The organism is Streptomyces sp. NPDC001796 (genome assembly GCF_042892355.1).
Lineage (GTDB): Bacteria > Actinomycetota > Actinomycetes > Streptomycetales > Streptomycetaceae > Streptomyces.
On record NZ_JBIAUC010000008.1, the window covers coordinates 266,874 to 283,660 of the forward strand.

16 protein-coding genes and 1 pseudogene are annotated in these 16,787 nt (G+C 69.5%); 7 read left to right on the top strand and 10 right to left on the bottom strand.

Going from position 1 to position 16,787, the window contains the following annotated elements; genetic code table 11:
- Positions 1–78 precede the first annotated feature (78 nt).
- Together ACFYZE_RS19200 and ACFYZE_RS19205 are read right to left on the bottom strand one after the other, a co-directional pair.
- On the bottom strand, positions 79–507 hold the full coding sequence (locus ACFYZE_RS19200) for a hypothetical protein (RefSeq protein WP_388995048.1): 429 nt from the start codon (positions 505–507) through the stop codon (positions 79–81).
- Between the two features lie 164 nt (positions 508–671).
- Complete coding sequence (locus ACFYZE_RS19205; RefSeq protein WP_388995051.1) at positions 672–1,706, bottom strand: LacI family DNA-binding transcriptional regulator; 1,035 nt, start codon at positions 1,704–1,706, stop codon at positions 672–674.
- Between the two features lie 141 nt (positions 1,707–1,847).
- On the opposite strand from ACFYZE_RS19205, the gene ACFYZE_RS19210 reads away from it, so the two are divergent.
- The 4 genes from ACFYZE_RS19210 (at position 1,848) to ACFYZE_RS19225 (ending at position 5,911) form a co-directional block, all read left to right on the top strand.
- Complete coding sequence (locus ACFYZE_RS19210) at positions 1,848–3,011, top strand: phytanoyl-CoA dioxygenase family protein (RefSeq protein ID WP_388995053.1); 1,164 nt, start codon at positions 1,848–1,850, stop codon at positions 3,009–3,011.
- 11 nt (positions 3,012–3,022) lie between these two features.
- The gene (locus ACFYZE_RS19215) at positions 3,023–3,784 is read left to right on the top strand and encodes an SDR family oxidoreductase (RefSeq protein WP_388995055.1); all 762 of its coding nucleotides are present in this window, start codon (positions 3,023–3,025) and stop codon (positions 3,782–3,784) included.
- A gap of 66 nt (positions 3,785–3,850) precedes the next feature.
- Positions 3,851–4,870 (top strand): Gfo/Idh/MocA family oxidoreductase, encoded by a 1,020-nt coding sequence (locus ACFYZE_RS19220; RefSeq protein WP_388995058.1) that lies wholly within the window; start codon positions 3,851–3,853, stop codon positions 4,868–4,870.
- A gap of 3 nt (positions 4,871–4,873) precedes the next feature.
- Positions 4,874–5,911 carry a Gfo/Idh/MocA family protein gene (locus ACFYZE_RS19225; RefSeq protein ID WP_388995061.1) on the top strand — a complete coding sequence of 346 codons (1,038 nt, stop codon included), beginning with the start codon at positions 4,874–4,876 and terminating at the stop codon, positions 5,909–5,911.
- A gap of 157 nt (positions 5,912–6,068) precedes the next feature.
- Here the strand turns inward: ACFYZE_RS19225 and ACFYZE_RS19230 are convergent, their stop codons facing one another.
- Positions 6,069–6,323, bottom strand: coding sequence for a hypothetical protein (locus ACFYZE_RS19230; RefSeq protein WP_388995064.1), 255 nt, complete (start codon positions 6,321–6,323; stop codon positions 6,069–6,071).
- A gap of 14 nt (positions 6,324–6,337) precedes the next feature.
- Positions 6,338–7,795 carry a carboxylesterase/lipase family protein gene (locus tag ACFYZE_RS19235; RefSeq protein ID WP_388995067.1) on the bottom strand — a complete coding sequence of 486 codons (1,458 nt, stop codon included), beginning with the start codon at positions 7,793–7,795 and terminating at the stop codon, positions 6,338–6,340.
- A 114-nt stretch (positions 7,796–7,909) separates the two neighbouring features.
- On the opposite strand from ACFYZE_RS19235, the gene ACFYZE_RS19240 reads away from it, so the two are divergent.
- Positions 7,910–8,887 (top strand): Lrp/AsnC ligand binding domain-containing protein, encoded by a 978-nt coding sequence (locus ACFYZE_RS19240; RefSeq protein WP_388995070.1) that lies wholly within the window; start codon positions 7,910–7,912, stop codon positions 8,885–8,887.
- A gap of 342 nt (positions 8,888–9,229) precedes the next feature.
- On the opposite strand, the gene ACFYZE_RS19245 is transcribed toward ACFYZE_RS19240, so the two are convergent.
- Positions 9,230–9,625, bottom strand: coding sequence for a hypothetical protein (locus ACFYZE_RS19245; RefSeq protein WP_388995073.1), 396 nt, complete (start codon positions 9,623–9,625; stop codon positions 9,230–9,232).
- 287 nt (positions 9,626–9,912) lie between these two features.
- Here ACFYZE_RS19245 and ACFYZE_RS19250 point away from each other — a divergent pair, with 287 nt between their 5' ends.
- Positions 9,913–11,457, top strand: coding sequence for a multicopper oxidase family protein (locus tag ACFYZE_RS19250; RefSeq protein ID WP_388995076.1), 1,545 nt, complete (start codon positions 9,913–9,915; stop codon positions 11,455–11,457).
- A 375-nt stretch (positions 11,458–11,832) separates the two neighbouring features.
- Here the strand turns inward: ACFYZE_RS19250 and ACFYZE_RS19255 are convergent, their stop codons facing one another.
- Positions 11,833–12,996, bottom strand: a complete 1,164-nt coding sequence (locus tag ACFYZE_RS19255; protein ID WP_388995079.1) for a sulfite oxidase — start codon at positions 12,994–12,996, stop codon at positions 11,833–11,835.
- A 29-nt stretch (positions 12,997–13,025) separates the two neighbouring features.
- Here ACFYZE_RS19255 and ACFYZE_RS19260 point away from each other — a divergent pair, with 29 nt between their 5' ends.
- Entirely contained in the window at positions 13,026–13,373 is a 348-nt protein-coding gene (locus tag ACFYZE_RS19260) for a YidH family protein (RefSeq protein ID WP_388995082.1), read from the top strand.
- Here ACFYZE_RS19260 and ACFYZE_RS19265 read toward each other — a convergent pair.
- The 4 genes and pseudogenes from ACFYZE_RS19265 to ACFYZE_RS19280 all read right to left on the bottom strand — a co-directional run.
- A pseudogene (locus ACFYZE_RS19265) lies at positions 13,288–13,560 on the bottom strand (transposase); the annotation flags it as partial. The gene ACFYZE_RS19260 and the pseudogene ACFYZE_RS19265 sit on opposite strands and share 86 nt — an antisense overlap.
- A 264-nt stretch (positions 13,561–13,824) precedes the next feature.
- Positions 13,825–14,019 carry a DUF2180 family protein gene (locus ACFYZE_RS19270; RefSeq protein ID WP_388995085.1) on the bottom strand — a complete coding sequence of 65 codons (195 nt, stop codon included), beginning with the start codon at positions 14,017–14,019 and terminating at the stop codon, positions 13,825–13,827.
- Between the two features lie 59 nt (positions 14,020–14,078).
- A complete protein-coding gene (locus ACFYZE_RS19275) occupies positions 14,079–15,551 on the bottom strand; it encodes a catalase (protein ID WP_388995088.1) in 1,473 nt (490 codons plus the stop codon).
- Positions 15,552–15,679: 128 nt separating this feature from the next.
- Complete coding sequence (locus tag ACFYZE_RS19280; RefSeq protein WP_388995090.1) at positions 15,680–16,750, bottom strand: PP2C family protein-serine/threonine phosphatase; 1,071 nt, start codon at positions 16,748–16,750, stop codon at positions 15,680–15,682.
- Positions 16,751–16,787: the final 37 nt, after the last annotated feature.

Sequence of the window (16,787 nt, forward strand, 5' to 3'; positions counted from 1 at the left end):
GCGAACCGCCCCGGCGGGCGACAGGCCGAATCGGTCTCCCGAACGGCCGGTGTGCCGCCCGCCGGGGCGAATGCCGCGTCACAGAACGGCGACGGTCTCCTGGCGGGCGTAGCTGAACCCGTCAGTGTCGAAGTAGAAGACGGTGACCTGCACCTTGTCTCCCTTCGCGAAGTGCGAACCCGCGGCCGGGCGCAGTGTGACCTGCGCGATGTGACTGTCGTAGTCGCAGACGAGCTTGTCCTTCTTGATGGTGCCCGCGGCGATCGACTCGTCGTGGCCGCCCCGGCCGAGCGCCGTCGCGTTGGCCACGAGCTCGTGGTCCATGCCGACGTCGCAGGAGTAGGTGACCTTCACCTGCAGGCCCGGAGCGTGGAACGACACCTTGTCGATGGCCAGCAGGTTGGCCTTCGCAGCCGCCGAAGGCGCGCCCGCCAGGACGCCCGCACCGACCATGACAGCGGTGGCCGCTGTCCCGGCGAGGCGTCGCCGGAGACCGGATGACTTCATCGGTTTTCTTCCTTCCCCCTTGCGCGGTCACCCTTGGTCGAGGCGTGGAGTAAGTCTCCAACTGGGCGGGTGACTGCGACAGTTGGTCGATTTCCGATCTGGATGTTACGTGATCTTTGAGGTTTATGGTGCCCGATGCCAGTTCTGGGGTCCGCCCGGCCCGATCACCCCTCCGTCACCACCCGGGGCGGCAGGTTGAACGGCGTGACCACCTGGATCGGCGAGGGAGGAAGGGGTTCCTCGGGGAGCGCGCCGTGCGCCCGCATGACCGACTGGCAGGCGTGGCGCATGTCCTGGCGCAGGTCGTGGTGGAGGACGGCGGAGATGCGGCGTTCCCGCAGCAGGCGCGTGTTGTCCTGGTCGAGGTCGTGCGCGATGAAGACGGCCGGGGCTCGGCCGAGTGCCGCGAAGGCTTCCACGGTGGCCGCGTTGCCGCCGCCGATGGAGTAGACGGCGTTGATGTCCGGGTCCTGTTCCAGCGCGGCCAGGACCAGGTCCCGCTGGGTGGCGTCCAGGCCGTCGCTGTCGGTGACCTCGACCACGGTGCGGTCGGGGCAGGTCATCCGGAGCGTGCCGCGGAAGCCCATCTCACGTTCCTCCTCGCCGCGGAAGAAGCCCCGGCTGATGGTGACCAGCACATGGCCCGGGCGGTCCCCCAGCCACTGGTCGAGGAGGTACGCGGCGGTGGCTCCCGCGGCGCGGTTGTCGATGCCGACGTAGGCGCGGCGTGCACTGCCCGGCAGGTCCGTCACCAGGGTGACCACGGGGATCCCGGCCGCCACCAGCCGGCCGACGGCGTCCGTGATCTCGGGCAGGTCCGGGGCCTTCAGGATCACGCCCTGGGTGCCGCGCCGGGCGATCCGGTCGAGAACGCGGACGAGCTCCGCGGGCGGGCAGGTCTCGCGGAAGTGGAAGCGGGAGCGGACGACCGCCGGGTGCAGGGAGGGCAGTTCGGCCTCCAGGGCGTCGCGCACCGCGGTGGAGAACCGTGCCGGGGTCTGCATCACTATGTCGATCATGAAAGTGCGGCCGCCGATGCGGACCTGTGTCCGCTGCCGGTCCAGGTCCCTGATCGCCTGGTGCACCTCGCGCGCCGTGCTCTCCCGTACTCCGCCCCGGTGGTTGAGGACGCGGTCGACGGTGGCCTGGCTCAGTCCGGCCTGACGGGCGATCTCGCGGACCGTGTACGGGTGTCCCATGGCTGTTCCCGGAAGTGGAGGAGGTGCTGGAGGCAGGTGGACGGCTGTGATGATGGTTTTTTGATGGTCTCCTGATTGTTGATTGAGGGGCCCGGGTTCACAAGACTGGCCGCAACGACGCCACTGCGAAAGGACTCCGCGATGTCTCTCACCACCGCGGGACCCGGGATCTGGCTGCGCGAGGAGGACTGCGACCTCGACGCCTTCCGTTCCCTGGTCGACGAGCGCACCGATCCGGCCGAATACCCGCTCGCCGACGGGGTCGAGCAGAACGTCCTCGTGTACGACAGCGACCGGCTGCGGGCCGCCGGGGCGGAGCAGGTACGGACGGAGTGGGTGCGTGCCCTGCTGGACGGTCCCGGGATCGTGGTGCTCAGGCGCGCGTTCCCCGACCTCGATGTGGTGGACCGTGCGAGCGCCGTCTTCGCCGCGTTGATCGAGCGGGAGCGCGCGGCGGGCACCGCCCGCGGTGACCACTTCGCCAAGCCCGGCGCCAACGACCGGGTGTGGAACGCGCTCGACAAGATGGCCGCCCACGACCCGGTGACGTTCGCCGACTACTACGGCAACGACATGCTGGCGCTGATCGCCGGGGCCTGGCTCGGCCCCGGCTACCAGATCACCTCGCAGATCAACCAGGTCAACCCGGGCGGCGCGGCGCAGAGCGTGCACCGCGACTACCACCTCGGGTTCCTGCGCCAGGAGCAGGCGGCCCGCTACCCGGCCCACGTCCACCGGCTCTCCCCCGTGCTGACCCTGCAGGGCGCGGTGGCGCACTGCGACATGCCCGTGGAGTCGGGACCCACGCTGTATCTGCCGCACTCGCAGAAGTACGAGCCCGGCTATCTGGCCTGGCGGCGGCCGGAGTTCGTCGCGTACTTCGAGGAGCACCACGTCCAGCTGCCCCTTCAGAAGGGCGACGCGGTCTTCTTCAACCCCGCGCTCTTCCACGCCGCCGGGCACAACAGGTCGGCGGACATCCGGCGGATGGCGAACCTGTTGCAGATCTCCTCCGCCTTCGGCCGCGCCATGGAGACCGTCGACCGTGAGGCGGTGTCGAACGCGGTCTATCCGGTGCTGCTGAGGCGCAAGGCCGAGGGTGCCGACGAGGACTGGCTGCGCCGGGTGGTCGCCGCCTGCGCCGAGGGCTATCCGTTCCCGACCAATCTGGACCTGGACCCGCCGGTCGACGGGCTGGCACCGCCTTCGCAGGCGGACACGGTGTGGCGGGCCGTGGCCGAGGAATGGAGCCCGGAGCGGCTGCGGCAGGAACTGCGGGCGGGCGCCGAGCGCCGCCGGATCTGACGGGAAATCACATGGGATTGCTTCGGGACAAGGTCGTCCTCGTCAACGGCGGGAGCCAGGGTGTCGGCGCCGGTATCGTCCGGGCGGCCCTGCGTGAAGGGGCGCGAGTGGTCTTCACCGGGCGCCGGGCCGACGCCGGCGAGGAGTTCGCGAAGGAGACCGGCGCCGTCTTCGTACGGGCGGACCTGGCGGATCCTGCCGAGGCGCGCGGCAGCGTGGAACAGGTCGTGGACCTGTGCGGCAGGATCGACTGCCTGGTGAACGCGGCCGGGCTGACCTCGCGGGGTTCGCTGCTGGACACCACGCCGGAACTCTTCGACGCGCACGTCGCGATCAACCTGCGGGCGCCGTTCTTCGCGATGCAGGCGGCCGTGCGGAACATGGTGGACCGCGGGGCGCCCGGCACCATCGTCAACATCATCACTTCCTCTGCCCACGGCGGGCAGCCGTTCCTCGCCCCGTACGTCGCCGCCAAGGCCGGTCTGGTGGGGCTCACCCGCAACGCCGCGCACGCGCACCGCTGGGACCGCATCCGGATCAACGGACTGAACATCGGCTGGACGGACACCGAGGGCGAGGACGCGATCCAGCGCGCCTTCCACGGCGCCGGGGACGACTGGCGTGAGAAGGCGGCCGAGACCGTGCCCATGGGCAGGCTCGGGCAGGTCGACGAGATCGCCGACTTCGCCGTCTTCCTGCTCTCCGACCGCAGCGGCGTGGTGACCGGTTCGGTGATCGACTGGGACCAGATCGTCTTCGGCGGACTCGACTGAATTCTCACCCCGTCACCTTCCACCCATGACACCCACGTCACCCCTCGTTCATTGGAGCAACTTCCCATGCCCATCGGCATCCTGGGCCTCGGCCGGATCGGCGCCTTCCACGCCGCCACCCTCGCCGCACTGGACGCGGTGGACTCCCTGGTGGTCACCGATCCCGTGGCCGCTGCCACCGCGTCGGCGGCGGAGCGCTTCGGGGCGAGGGCGGTCGACTCTCCCGAGGCGCTCTTCGCCGCCGGGGTCGACGGCGTCGTGATCGCCGCCGCCACGGACGCCCACCCGGCGCTGATCCTCGCCGCCGTCGAGGCGGGCGTCCCCGTCTTCTGCGAGAAGCCGGTGGCGAAGACCGTCGAGGAGAGCCTGAGCGTGCTGCGCGCCGTGCGGGACAGCGGCGTCGAGGTGCACATCGGCTACAACCGGCGTTTCGACGCGGGCTGTGCCGCCGCGCGCGAGGCGGTCCTCGCCGGTGAACTCGGCCCGCTGCACACCGTGCGTTCCACCACCCTGGACCCGGCGCCGCCGCCGGAGGCTTACATCGCGGTCTCCGGGGGCATCTTCCGCGACTGCTCCGTGCACGACTTCGACATCGTGCGCTGGGTGACCGGGCGAGAGGTCACCGAGGTGTACGCGGCCGGCGGCAACCGCGGCGCGGAGTACATCGCGGCCGCCGGCGACGTCGACACCGCCTCCGCGCTCCTCACTCTGGACGACGGCACCCTGGCGGTGATCTCCAACTCCCGGCACAACGCGCGCGGCTACGACGTACGCCTGGAGCTGCACGGCATGAAGGACAGCATCGCCGTGGGCCTGGAGGACAAGCTGCCGCTGCGGTCCGTCGAACCGGGCGCCATCTTCCCGGGCGGTGCCCCGCACCACTTCTTCATGGACCGCTTCGCGGACGCCTACCGCGCCGAACTCGCCGCGTTCACCGAGGTGGTGGCGGGCACGAGGCCCTCACCGTGTACGGTGGCCGACGCCATCGAGGCGAGCTGGGTCGCCGAAGCCTGCACGTTGTCGCTGGCGGAGCACCGACCGGTGCGGATGGACGAGGTGCGCCACGGCATGGACGAGGTGAAGTGAGGCATGGGCGAATCGCTGCGGATCGGGCTGCTGGGAGCGGCCCGCATCACCGAGTTCGCGCTCGTGGCCCCGGCCCGCGCGGGCGGACACCGTCTCGTCGCGGTGGCCGCCCGTGACCGGGCCCGGGCGCAGGCGTTCGCCGACGCCCACTGCGTGGAGCGGGTCGTCGGCTCGTACGCCGATCTCGTCGCCGACCCCGAGGTCGACGTCGTCTACAACCCGCTCGCCAACGGCCTGCACGGCCCCTGGAACCTGGCGGCGCTGAAGGCGGGCAAGCATGTGCTGACCGAGAAGCCGTCCGCGAGCAACGCCGAGGAGGCGGCCGAGGTGCGCGACGCCGCGTCGACGGCGGGCACGGTGTTCATGGAGGGCTTCCACTACCTCTTCCACCCGGTCACCCGGCGGCTGCACGAACTGCTCGCCTCCGGGGAACTCGGCCACCTGCGGCACGTGGAGACCGTGGTGGCCATGCCCCCGCCGCCGGACGACGACGTGCGCTGGTCACTCGCGCTGGCCGGCGGCGCCGTGATGGACCTGGGCTGCTACGCCCTGCATGCCCAGCGGATGCTCGCTCCGTGGGCCGGCGGCGCCCCCGAGGTGGTCTCGGCGCGCGGTGGGGAACGGCCGCAGGCTCCGGGCGTCGACGCCTGGCTGGACGCGGAGCTGGCCTTCCCCGGCGGCGCCACCGGAACCGCGCGCAGTTCCATGGTGCACGGCACCTGGCAGGCGACGTGCCGGCTGGTCGGCACCCGGGGTGAGGCCACAGCGCTCGACTTCGTACTGCCGCACCAGGACGACCGGGTCGTGGTGCGCACGGACGGCGGCGAACGGACGGAGGAGCTGGGACGCAGGTCCTCGTACACCTACCAGCTCGAGGCGTTCGCGGCCCGGGTGCGGGACGAACAACCGCTGCCTCCCACGGACTCCGACCGGGGGTACCCCCCTCTCGCTTCCCTCGACGCGGACGAGGCACTGGCGACGATGCGGCTCATCGACACCGCCTACGAGAAGGCCGGGTTCACGCCCCGGCCGCGCAGCTAGCTGTATTGACCTGAAGCGTTGTTGACGCGGCTGATCGGCGGTTGGCCGCCGAGTGCGGTGTGGCAGCGGTGGTGAACATAGACGCCTGAGTTCTTACCGCTGTGAAGACGCGATGGCCGGCGTCCCACGGGTGCGGGGCGCCGGCCATCGGCGGGGTTCAGTGGGCGGCGGCCGTGTGCAGGGCCTTCGCGTACAGGGTCTTCCAGAGCCGGCCGGCGCCCGGCATCACGAAGAAGACGAGCAGCGCGATGGAGGCCAGAGTGAAGGGGAATGGGCGCACCCACTGGTTCCAGTTCGCGAAGCGGTCGGCGATGGTCAGGGAGTACAGCCGGTCCGAGGAGTAGATGGTGACCAGCAAGGTGAGGAACTCGGCCCAGTGAGGCATGGTCGGCTTGCGGAAGATGTGCTTCATGACGGTCTCCTCTCTCAGCCGAAGTGGCGGATACGGGCCGCGGTCGCGGGGGCGTAGGGAAGCCAGTCGCTGGTCGTTCCGGTGGTGACGAACTCGGCGACGGCGGTCGCGAATTCGAGGCCCAGGGCGCGCTGGGCCTCGGCGGCGCCGGCGAGGACGGGACTGCCGGGGTAGGCGTCGAAGGTGTTGAAGAGGAAGGGCAGTTCGGCGCAGTGGGTGGCGCCCAGGGCGTACGGGTCCTCGGCGGGGGCGTAGTCGAACTGGTAGACGTAGGTGGTGTTGCCGCCGGCCGCGTGATGGTCGGCGATCTCCAGCGAGCCGTCGCGGAAGAGGCCGTCGGTCTGCACCGAGGTGAAGATCTGCGCCGGTGTCGCCTGCGGGAGGCGGGCGGCGTGCTGCTGGTAGACGTCCAGGGCGGTCTGTCGGCCGACCTGGGCGGTGAGGACGTCCAGGGCGGTTTCGGTGGTGAGGTTCTGGATGCGGGGATCGAAGGCGAAGAAGGCCGTCGCTTCGTCGCGGGTGGTGCCGATCAGCAGCGGCTTGCCCTCCAGAGCGCCTTCGGCGAGTGCCTGTTGCCGGGTGCGGGGCATGCCGGGGGCACCGAGGACCGGATACATCGGCGGAGCCGCGTTGCCCGGAGCCGCGAGCTGGGCGGACAGGCGGCCGTAGGCGTCCAGCAACTGCTCGGCCGGCAGGGCGCGCAGGGCCTTCGCGGTGTCCGTGCCGGCCGGGATACCCAGCAGGCGCAGGTAGGCGTCGGCGTTCTCGGCGGCCTGGTGCGGATCCTGCGGGTTCAGGCCGAAGGGACCGCTCTGCAGCAGCACCCGGGTGACGGATCCGTTCGTCGCCGGGTCGAGCGCGAGCGACAGGGCCGAGTACGCTCCGGCGGACTGCCCGCCGACTGTGACCGTACGCGGGTCGCCGCCGAAGAAGGCGATGTTGTTCTGCACCCAGGACAGCACGGCGGCCTGGTCCTGGGGACCGAGATTGGCCGCGCCGATCTCGGGCAGGTAGAGGTAACCCAGCGGCCCCACCCGGTAGTTGGCGGTGACGACCACGATGTCGCCCAGTACGGCGAGGCGGCCGCCGTCGTACCAGTCCCAGCCGCCGGAACCGCTGGTGAAGCCGCCGCCGTGCCACCAGACCAGCACCGGGCGGGCGGCGCCGTCCTCCAGCGCCCGGCGCGGAGTGAAGACGTTGACGGTCAGGCTGCCGTCCTCGTTCCAGTCCGGCACGCGCTGCCCCTGCACCTTCTCCAGCCGGGAGGCCGCCTGCGGCACGGACGGGCCGGCCTTGGCCGCGTCCCGCACGTCCGTCCAGCCCGGGTGCGGCCGCGGCGGCGCGAACCGCAGCTCTCCGACCGGCGACGCGGCGTACGGAATACCCCGGAAGGAAACCGCCTCGCCCTCCGCGACTCCCCTGACCTTGCCCCGGTCGGTGTCCACCACCGCGTGCTCGATACCTGCGGCCATCGTGCTCACCTGCTCTCTCGTCTCGATTGCTCTGAGACGTTTCTAGGCCGAGGTGAGAATCTGAGCCAGAAATGACCATCTGAATCGAGAAAAAAGGACATAAGATCTTGATCTATGGAGAGAGTGCGCCATCTGTTGAATGAAACGGACAGTCGGATCGCCGCCGCGATGCTGGCCGCTCCGCGTGCCTCGTGGCGCACGGTCGGCCGGGTCCTGGGCATCTCGGAGCGCACTGTCGTACGCAGGGCGGCACCGCTGTTCGGCGATGGGACGCTGCGGGCCACGGCCGTACGCAATCCCGTGCACTTCCCCGAGCTGATTCCGCTGGCCCTGCGCATCCGCTGCCGGCCCAACCGGATCAGCGCCATCGCCGCCACCCTCGCCCGCCGCCCCGACACCATCTGGGTCGACGTCCTCGGCGGCGGCGACGAGATCTGCACCATCCTGTTCCTGGACGGACCGGACGCCCGCAACAACCTGCTGCTACGCGACCTGCCCGCCACCCCCGCGGTCCAGTCCTGGACCTCACACGTCCTGCTCCGGGTCTTCCCGGCCGCCTTCGACTGGAGCGGCGGCCTGCTGACGCAGACCGAACTGACCAGCCTGCGGCCCGACATCCCCGCGGCACCCACCCGCCCCGTCCTCCAGCCCCTCGACCACCAGCTGATCACCGCACTGACCGAGGACGGCCGAGCCTCCTACACCGACCTCGCCCGCCGCGCCGACACCACCGCCCTCACCGCTCGCCGCCGGGTAGAGGCACTGGTGGGCGGCCAGGTCCTCAGGCTCGCGACCGAAGTCGATCTCGCCCGGCTGGGCGTCCGGACCGAGGCACTTCTGTGGATCACCGTCGCCCCCGGCGGCCTGGAGGAGACGGGCCAGCAGCTCAGCCGCCACCCACAGGTCCGCTTCGCTTCCGCCACCACCGGCTCGGCCAACCTCCTCGTGGCCGTCGCTGCAGCCGACCTCGACGCGCTCTACCACTTCATGAGCGACGTCATCGGCGCCCTCACACACATCACCACCACCGAGGTCACCCCCATCCTGACCGGGGTGAAGAGGACCGGCCTGGTCCGCCCGGGCAGTCTCTGAGCCGATCACAGGTTCCGGGTAGGCAGGACCTCACGTCCGTTCGGCTGCGGACAACGGACAAGGACAAGCCCTGTCAAGGACGAAACCGATCACCCCGTCCTCACTGATCAGCGCCTGATCCGGATCATGCGGTGGCCGGGATGCCGAGGTCGGCGAGCAGGACGCGCGATCGCCTCACAGGCTGCCGGGTCGGACCAGACCGGCCCTTTTGACCCCGGTCAGGATGGGGGTGACCTCAAGGGAACGCCGCCTCGCGGGCCGAAACACCGACCCAATCGCTCCTGACCGATGTGTCGGCCGACGGGACCGCCGCCAGGTGCCGCTTCCTCTTCCGGCCGAGTCTCACTCGGCAGAACGACGCCGACGAAGCCAGGCCAACGCCAACGTTCCCAGAATCATCAGCAGACCGCCGGCCGCGAAGATGATGTGCTTCCCGCTCAGCAGGCCGACGCTCCAGCCGGCTGCTCTGGCGTCACGCGGATCAGAGGGATTGGCGCTCCCCTGACCCTGAGTCTCCTGCCCGCTGTTCTGGGGCGCCGGGGAGCCGGACGAGCCCCCGCCATCAGCAGTGGTGCCACCGTGAGGACGAGCACCATCCTTGCGGCCACCGCGGTCGTCCTCGTCGATGCAGTGGGTGGCGGGGAAGGGGAAGACTCGCTTGTGCTGGGCGAAGGCCTTCACAACGAGAAGCGGCTGCACCTCACGGCCGACTCCGGGCCGAGCCAGTTCGAATGTCACTGCCACTTCGAGCGGCCGCTCAGAGCGGCCGAACCCGTAGGCCTGGGCGGTTTCGAAGAAGTCGGCGCCCTGCGGCCTCGTGTACGCCGTCGCCTGGGGCGCGGCCCGCCCCCGACGGCTGCCCGGTAGCGCGACGGCACCTGGGCGGGGATCGGGGGCGATCCGACTGCCCCGGCTCGGTCGTGGGCGACCCCGAAGGAGATCGGATCTGGTGCGAGCAAACATGGTGCGGACGTGGTGGTCGCTGTTGCGGAGGTCTGTGTCATCGCATTCCTGGTGGCATCGGGGTGCAGAGCGTCGCCCGAACGGGTCAGAACGGGTCAGCCGGGAGCGCGGATGGCTTCCCCATGGGCTTTCGTGGTGGCCAGCCAGGCGAGCCCTGGATGCCCATCACCGGAGACGTCATGCGATCCCGTTGCACGCTTCCTCTCATCACCATGGCGCTGATCCTTGCCTTCGGCGCCCTGATGAGCGGCTGCACGAGCGCCCCGTCCCGGTCGTCGCCGTCGCCGGAGCCCTCGTTCGCCGCGGGTGCTCCGCTGCGGGAACCGGCGCAACTGGTCAGCCACAACGGGCTGCTGCGGGCGGACATCGTCGTGGAGAGACGGCGCGTGAACCTCGGCGGCCACGCGTTTTGGGCACTCACCTACAACGGCAGCTACATGCCGCCCACGCTGCGGATCCGGCCGGGGGACAAGATGGAGCTGGCCTACAAGAACACGCTCAACGAGGAGACCAACCTGCATGTGCACGGTCTCCATGTGTCACCGAGCGGCGACGCCGACAACATCTTCCTGCACATCCATCCGGGCGAGACGTTCCGCTATTCCTACCGGTTCCCCAAGACGCTGCGCGCCGGTACCTACTGGTACCACCCGCACCCTCACCACACTTCCGCGCCGCAGGTCGCCGGTGGCATGTCGGGCATCATCATCGTCGACGGCCTGCAGCAGTACCTTCCGGCGGATCTGCGCCACATCACCGATCACGTCATCGCGCTCAAGGACTTCCAGGTCCAGGGCGATGCGATCAAGACCCAGGGTCTGCACATCGGTGCGCCGACCCATCGCACGGTCAACGGCCAGCTGAATCCGGTTATCGGCATCCGGCCGGGTGAGACCCAGTTGTGGCGGCTGGCCAACATCAGCGCCAACATCTATTACAAGGTCCGCCTGCGGGGCCAGAAGTTCCATGTGATCGCGCATGACGGCACACCTGTCGACCGCATCTGGACGGCCGACTCGCTGCTCCTCGCGGCTGGGGCACGCTTCGACGTGCTGGTGCAGGGCGGTCCGGCCGGCCGCACCGAGTTGGAGACGCTCCCGTACCAGACCGGGCCGGGCGGCAATTCCTTCCCGCAGGCGACCTTGGCCACCCTGGTCTCCGCAGGGCCTTCCGCGCGACCGGCGACGCTGCCCACCTCTTCCTTCGCGCCGACCGTGGATCTGGCCCACGAGGAGATCGCCGTGCGGCGCACTGTCGTGTTCTCCGAGAACGAGGCCGGCACCAAGTTCTACATCAACGGCAAGCAGTTCGATCCGAACCGGGTGGACCTGCGGGCCAAGCTGAACACAGTCGAGGAGTGGACTGTGGTCAACGAAAGCAACGAGGAACACTCCTTCCATGTGCACACCAATCACTTCCAGTTGATGAGCATCAACGGCCGTGCGCACCAGAGCCACGGCCTGCAGGATGTCGCGAACGTCCCCGCCCACGGGCGGCTCGTCATCCGGATCCGCTTCAAGGACTACACCGGCAAGACCGTCCTGCACTGCCATATCCTCAACCACGAGGACGGGGGCATGATGGCGGTGCTGGACATCGAGAAGTGACCGACAGCGCTGCGAGCGGGGTCAGCCGGCGGCGCCGAGCGCGGCGCCGACGCCGGCGATGACCGCACCGCCGAGCGGAGTAGCACGGGACCTGATCGCTCACATCACCCGCTGCGATCAACCTCGGCGGACACGCAGGCCCGCATCCGGCCCGGAGCCGGCAACCGGCGCCGGCATCCCCCGCCGTTCTGCCTCCTGACCTCACCGGACTCACACCACCCGTTCTCCGCGTGCGTGTGCGGTCGTCGGCCTGCCCCCAGGCTCCGGCATCGGCCGACGCCCCGCCGGCGACGTTGGGCAGCCCTCGGGGGCTGCGACGCCTGTCCGCGGGTCCGCCGGCGTGCCGTCGGGATCTGCGGCCCGGCCGCCCGGCTTTCAGCGGTCGCAAGTGAGGTGGAGGCGGCCCCAGGCGTTGTTGGCGTAGCCCTTTGGGTTCCAGACCGTCGCTGGAGACTCGGGCTGTACGGCTGCGGCGGAGTCCCAGGCGCGGGCGAGGACTTCCGTCTCCCCGGCCGGGAGGGTGAGCGTGGCGCGCCAGTGCTGCCACGTCCATGGGTTGTCCGGTGCGTTCAGATCGGCGTGGACCCACGTGGTGCCGCCGTCCGCGGACACGTCCACGCGCTTCACCGTGCGGTCGTCGCCGGCGAAGGCAACGCCGGTGACCTCGGTAGGTCCGGACCGCAGCTGGGCCCCTTTGCCGGGCCGCAGGATGGCGATGTGAATGACGACCGGCCCAAGCGTGATGCCGTCGCCCGGTCCTGCCTCGTCGGGGCCGGCCTCGGGAGGCAGGAGGCTGTATTCCCACTGGAAGTAGTTGTCGGACGGCTCGGTCTGTGCGGTGATGCGCTGGAGCCATTTGACGCTGCGGGCGCCGATGTAGCCCGGGACGACGGCGCGCAGCGGAGCGCCGTGCGCGACAGGAAGAGCCTGATCGTTCATCGCCCAGGCCAGGAGCACCTCGCTGGAGGTGGCCTTGGCCACCGGTATGGAGGCGCCAAAGGGCTGTGGTGGGTCGGTGTCCTGTGACACATCGGCACCGGTGAAGGCGATGTGGGCCGCTTCCGCCTGCAGCCCTGCCTCGGTCAGTACATCGGCCAAGCTCACACCGGTCCACCATGCCGTGGAGATGGCTCCCGGGCCCCAGGGGACCTGGCCGGGTATGTCGCGGAACTCCATGAGGTCGGCGCGACGGTTGCCCGCGCACTGCAAGGTGGCAAGCACTTTCCGTTCGGGGAAGCGACGCCGTAGTTCGTCCAGCGACAATTCCAGCGGGCGGTCGACCGTGCCGTCCACCCGTAGCCGCCAGCTCGCCCCGTCCACGCGGGGGATCGGGGCATGGTTGCGGCCATAGAAGGTGTCCAGAGGGGTGACCAGGTCCACGAGCGCGCCAGGAGGTGGTTCAGCGTTGTAGGGCTCGGCCTGGTGCACGATCATATCGCCCCGTTTACCCCATATGCCCATATCGCCACTATGCTCGAAGTTCTTCCAAGCGGCACCTTCGATCCCGCTCGGTTTCGGCGACCGCGACAGAATGCGCATCGCCGCGGCCTCCAGCAGGAGAGCGAGTGATGGGTAAGGAACGCCCCGGGGACGACACAGATCCATCCCACGCCCGAGATCATCTGGCGAACGAGCGCACCTACCTCGCATGGCTGCGCACATCGGCAAACGTGATGGCGCTAGGGCTGGCCGTGGCCAAGTTCGTCGACGACAGCCGTACCCGTTCACTGGCCGCAGGCGCTCTACTGATGGCTGTCGGAGCGGCTGGGCTGGCTTACTCCGCAGTGCGCTACCGGAACGCCGCAGCCGATATCAGGCACGAACGACTTCTCACCGCCAGCCGAACCGGAGGACCACTGACTGCAGGCGCCGTACTGACCGTCGCACTCGCTGCCGCCCTATTGCTGCTCTGGTGACGTCGGTGCGGCCAGGCCGTAGACGCTGGCTGTCGGCGTTGCGGAACCCGAACGCGGTACGAGCGACGAGCTTGATCACACGATTGACGCCCTCGCTCCTGGCGTTGCTGTGACCCGTGTCAATGAACGCGGCGCTCTCGGGCCACCAGCGGTCGACGGTGGCGGCGAGGGCGCGGACTTCGGGGTTGTCGGAATCCGACGCACCTGGTCAGGAACTTCCTGCGGGCTGGCCGACTTGTGGCGGTCGGCGCCGGCGCGGGCCAGGGCGAGGAGGGTGCGCAGGTTCTCCTTGGCGATCCATGCGGTCAGGACCCGGCGGGGTACCGTCCGCAAGCAGCTCGACCCGGATGACGGACACCCCGTCCAGGTCCAACAGCAACGTCGCATCGTTGACGGCTCCCTGCGCGAAGGCGCCCAGGTCACCGCTCCGCCCGCGCCTCCGCGCCGGCTCTCAGGCGACCGACTGCGTCCCGCAACATGTCGTGCAGGCAAGGCGGCGCGTCACGACGACGAGGCCGATCACGCGCTTGCCGGGAGCCGGGGTGATCGTCGCGTGGTTGGCGCACACGGCCAGACCGCAAAGGGAACATACACCGATGGCGGCGTTGTCATCCCGCCCCGCTTGGGTGCACTCGTAGCACGTCATTTCTGCCTCCTATGAGGGGTTCAGGTGATTGCGGTGGTAGTGGGCCGGGGAAGGCCGGCTCATCGGCGTCGTTCCTTCACGCCCGCTTCCAGGCGGCTGCCGAAGTCGGAATCGGCACGGCGGAAGTTGTCGATCGCCCGCTCGACGATGTCGTCACGGTCGGCGGAGACGCCGGCCAAGGCGATGGCCAGGTTGTTGATCAGGCGCTCCTTCTCCTCCTGCGACATCAGTCGGTAGAGGTGGCCCGCCTGGGCGAAGTCGTCGTCCTGGGCGTGTGCCGGTGCGGCGTGGTTGCCGGTGAGTCCGGAGACCGCGGTGGCGGCCCACAGCGGCCGGTCGGTCTGGACCGGGCCGTCGAAGCTGTTCGGCTCGTAGTTCTTCGAGCCGCTGTGCCGGCCGTCGTACAAGGCCCCGTCGCGGCCGTAGGTTCGGGCCTCGGTGGCGTGCGGGCGGTTCACCGGCAGTTGGTCGGCGTTGATGCCGACGCGGTAGCGGTGGGCGTCGCCGTACGCGAAGAGGCGGCCCTGGAGCATCTTGTCCGGGGAGGGACCGATGCCCGGCACGAAGTGCGCGGGTGAGAAGGCCGACTGCTCGACTTCGGCGAAGATGTTCCGCGGATTGCGGTTGAGCTCCAGCCTGCCGATCTCGATGGGCGGGTAGTCCTCGTGCGGCCAGACCTTGGTGAGGTCGAAGGGGTTGAAGCGGTAGGTGGTCGCGTCTGCCGCAGGCATGATCTGGACCTGGACCGTCCAGCTCGGGTACTCGCCGCGCTCGATCGCCTCGCGCAGGTCGCGCTGGTGACTGTCGGGGTCCTTCCCCGCGAGGATCTCGGCCTCGGCGGGGTCGAGGTTCCTGATGCCCTGGTCGGTCTTGAAGTGGTACTTGACCCAGAACGCCCGGCCGGCCCGGTTGTTCCACTGGTAGGTGTGCGAGCTGTAGCCGTTCATGTGGCGGTACGAGGCGGGGATGCCGCGATCACCGAAGAGCCAGGTGACCTGATGGGTCGACTCCGGGCTCAGGCCCCAGAAGTCCCATACGTTGTCCGGCTCTTGTGAGCCGGTGTGGGGGTCGCGCTTCTGGGTGTGGATGAAGTCCGGGAACTTGCTCGGATCCTTGATGAAGAAGATCGGGGTGTTGTTGCCGATGAGGTCGTAATTGCCCTCCTCGGTGTAGAACTTGATCGCGAAGCCGCGCGGGTCCCGGACCGCGTCCGCCGAGCCGAGGCTGCCCGCCACCGTCGAGAAGCGGACGAAAACCTCGGTCTGCTTGCCGATCTCCGAGAGGAACGCGGCCCTGGTGTACGTCGTCACGTCGGCTGTGACGCTGAATGTGCCGTACGCCCCGGCGCCGCGCGCGTGCACGATCCGCTCCGGGATGCGCTCCCGGTTGAAGCGGGCCAGCTTCTCGAACAGTTGCTGATCCTGGACGAGCAGCGGCCCGCCGCGGCCGGCCGCCTCGGAGTTCTGATTGTCCGCGACGGGCGCACCGGTCTCGGTGGTGAGAGGGGGACGCCCTCCGTCTTGTGTGGTCACCTTGTGCCTCCGCTGGCATGGATCGTTGAGGAAACCGGCATCGGACATGACTGCCCTCTACCTTCCGCTTCGTTTGCGTTGTCGGTGTGTCTGCCTGGTTTCGCGGCCACCGGGCCCGTGCCAACGTGTCAGACGTGGCGAAGATGTCGCCGTTCGCCCGGTGTGACGCGGTGAGCGACGAGCGCGGCGACGTCGTCGTCGCGGGTGCCGGGAACGTAGGCGTTGATGTCGTGGTGGAGGTGGTGGAGGAGTTGGCGGGGTGGGGCCGAGGCCCATCGGCGGATGCGTTGGGCGAGGGGGTAGAAGGTGCCCATCAGGTCGCGGCTTTCGCTGATGCCGTCGGTGTAGAGCAGCAGGCGGTCGCCCGGGCCGAAGGGGATGGTGTCGAGCTGGTAGTGGTCGCCCAGAAGGGCAGCCATGTTGATGGGCGGCGAGGGTGCGCTGGGCTCCACCTCGCGCGCCTCGCCGTTGTGGAGCAGCAGCGGCGGAGGATGTCCGCAGTTGACGAGGCGGGCGATGGGCTCGTCTGCGGGGATCTCGACGAGCACGATGGTGACGAAGCGCTCGAGCGCGTCCTCGGACAGGACTTCTTCGACGTGTTCGTGCATGCTTGTTTCCAACCTGTGTGCCAGAAAGGGCAGATCGGGCGCATCCCGCACGTGAGCCCGGAAGGAGTTGAGCATCGTTGACGCGGCTTCGACGGCGGGAAGTCCCTTGCCGCGTACATCGCCGATGATCAGCCGTACGCCGTGCGGGGTCCGGCGCGCCTCGTAGAAGTCGCCGCCGATGCGGGCATGCGCGGCAGCGGCCTGGTAGACCGTCTCGATGTCGACGTGCCCGAGGTGGCGTGGGATCGGGGGCCGCAGCGCGTGCTGTGCGGTTTCCGCCACGCTGCGGACCGCAGCGAGGGTGCGCTCCCGGTGCTGCCGTACCCGACTGGCGTATGCAGCGGCCAGCGTGATGGCCGTGATCGCCACGACAGTGAACACACTGGGTGTCTGACCGAGATCGTGGTGGCCGGCGGCGAGGGCGATGCCGGCTATCAGGGCCAGCAGTCCGATGACCAGCGTGCCGGCCACGGGCCACATGGCGGCGGCCAGCGCCGGCGCCACGCCGAGCAACCGGTTGAACTGCAGGCTGGGTGTGAGCAGATCCGCGGTCGTGTCCAGCGCGATCACCAGCAGAGGGGCGGCGAGCATGGACCAGGCGCCGCTCCTCTCCCGCATTCGCTCAGGA

Bases quoted from the DNA above. Each gene is read 5' to 3' on its own strand.
- ACFYZE_RS19235 (WP_388995067.1), bottom strand. From the start codon at position 7,795: ATGGCCGCAGGTATCGAGCACGCGGTGGTGGACACCGACCGGGGCAAG.
- ACFYZE_RS19280 (WP_388995090.1), bottom strand. From the start codon at position 16,750: ATGCTCGCCGCCCCTCTGCTGGTGATCGCGCTGGACACGACCGCGGAT.
- ACFYZE_RS19270 (WP_388995085.1), bottom strand. From the start codon at position 14,019: ATGACGTGCTACGAGTGCACCCAAGCGGGGCGGGATGACAACGCCGCC.
- ACFYZE_RS19210 (WP_388995053.1), top strand. From the start codon at position 1,848: ATGTCTCTCACCACCGCGGGACCCGGGATCTGGCTGCGCGAGGAGGAC.
- ACFYZE_RS19260 (WP_388995082.1), top strand. From the start codon at position 13,026: ATGGGTAAGGAACGCCCCGGGGACGACACAGATCCATCCCACGCCCGA.
- ACFYZE_RS19215 (WP_388995055.1), top strand. From the start codon at position 3,023: ATGGGATTGCTTCGGGACAAGGTCGTCCTCGTCAACGGCGGGAGCCAG.
- ACFYZE_RS19200 (WP_388995048.1), bottom strand. From the start codon at position 507: ATGAAGTCATCCGGTCTCCGGCGACGCCTCGCCGGGACAGCGGCCACC.
- ACFYZE_RS19240 (WP_388995070.1), top strand. From the start codon at position 7,910: ATGGAGAGAGTGCGCCATCTGTTGAATGAAACGGACAGTCGGATCGCC.
- ACFYZE_RS19255 (WP_388995079.1), bottom strand. From the start codon at position 12,996: ATGCGCATTCTGTCGCGGTCGCCGAAACCGAGCGGGATCGAAGGTGCC.
- ACFYZE_RS19230 (WP_388995064.1), bottom strand. From the start codon at position 6,323: ATGAAGCACATCTTCCGCAAGCCGACCATGCCTCACTGGGCCGAGTTC.
- ACFYZE_RS19225 (WP_388995061.1), top strand. From the start codon at position 4,874: ATGGGCGAATCGCTGCGGATCGGGCTGCTGGGAGCGGCCCGCATCACC.
- ACFYZE_RS19220 (WP_388995058.1), top strand. From the start codon at position 3,851: ATGCCCATCGGCATCCTGGGCCTCGGCCGGATCGGCGCCTTCCACGCC.
- ACFYZE_RS19205 (WP_388995051.1), bottom strand. From the start codon at position 1,706: ATGGGACACCCGTACACGGTCCGCGAGATCGCCCGTCAGGCCGGACTG.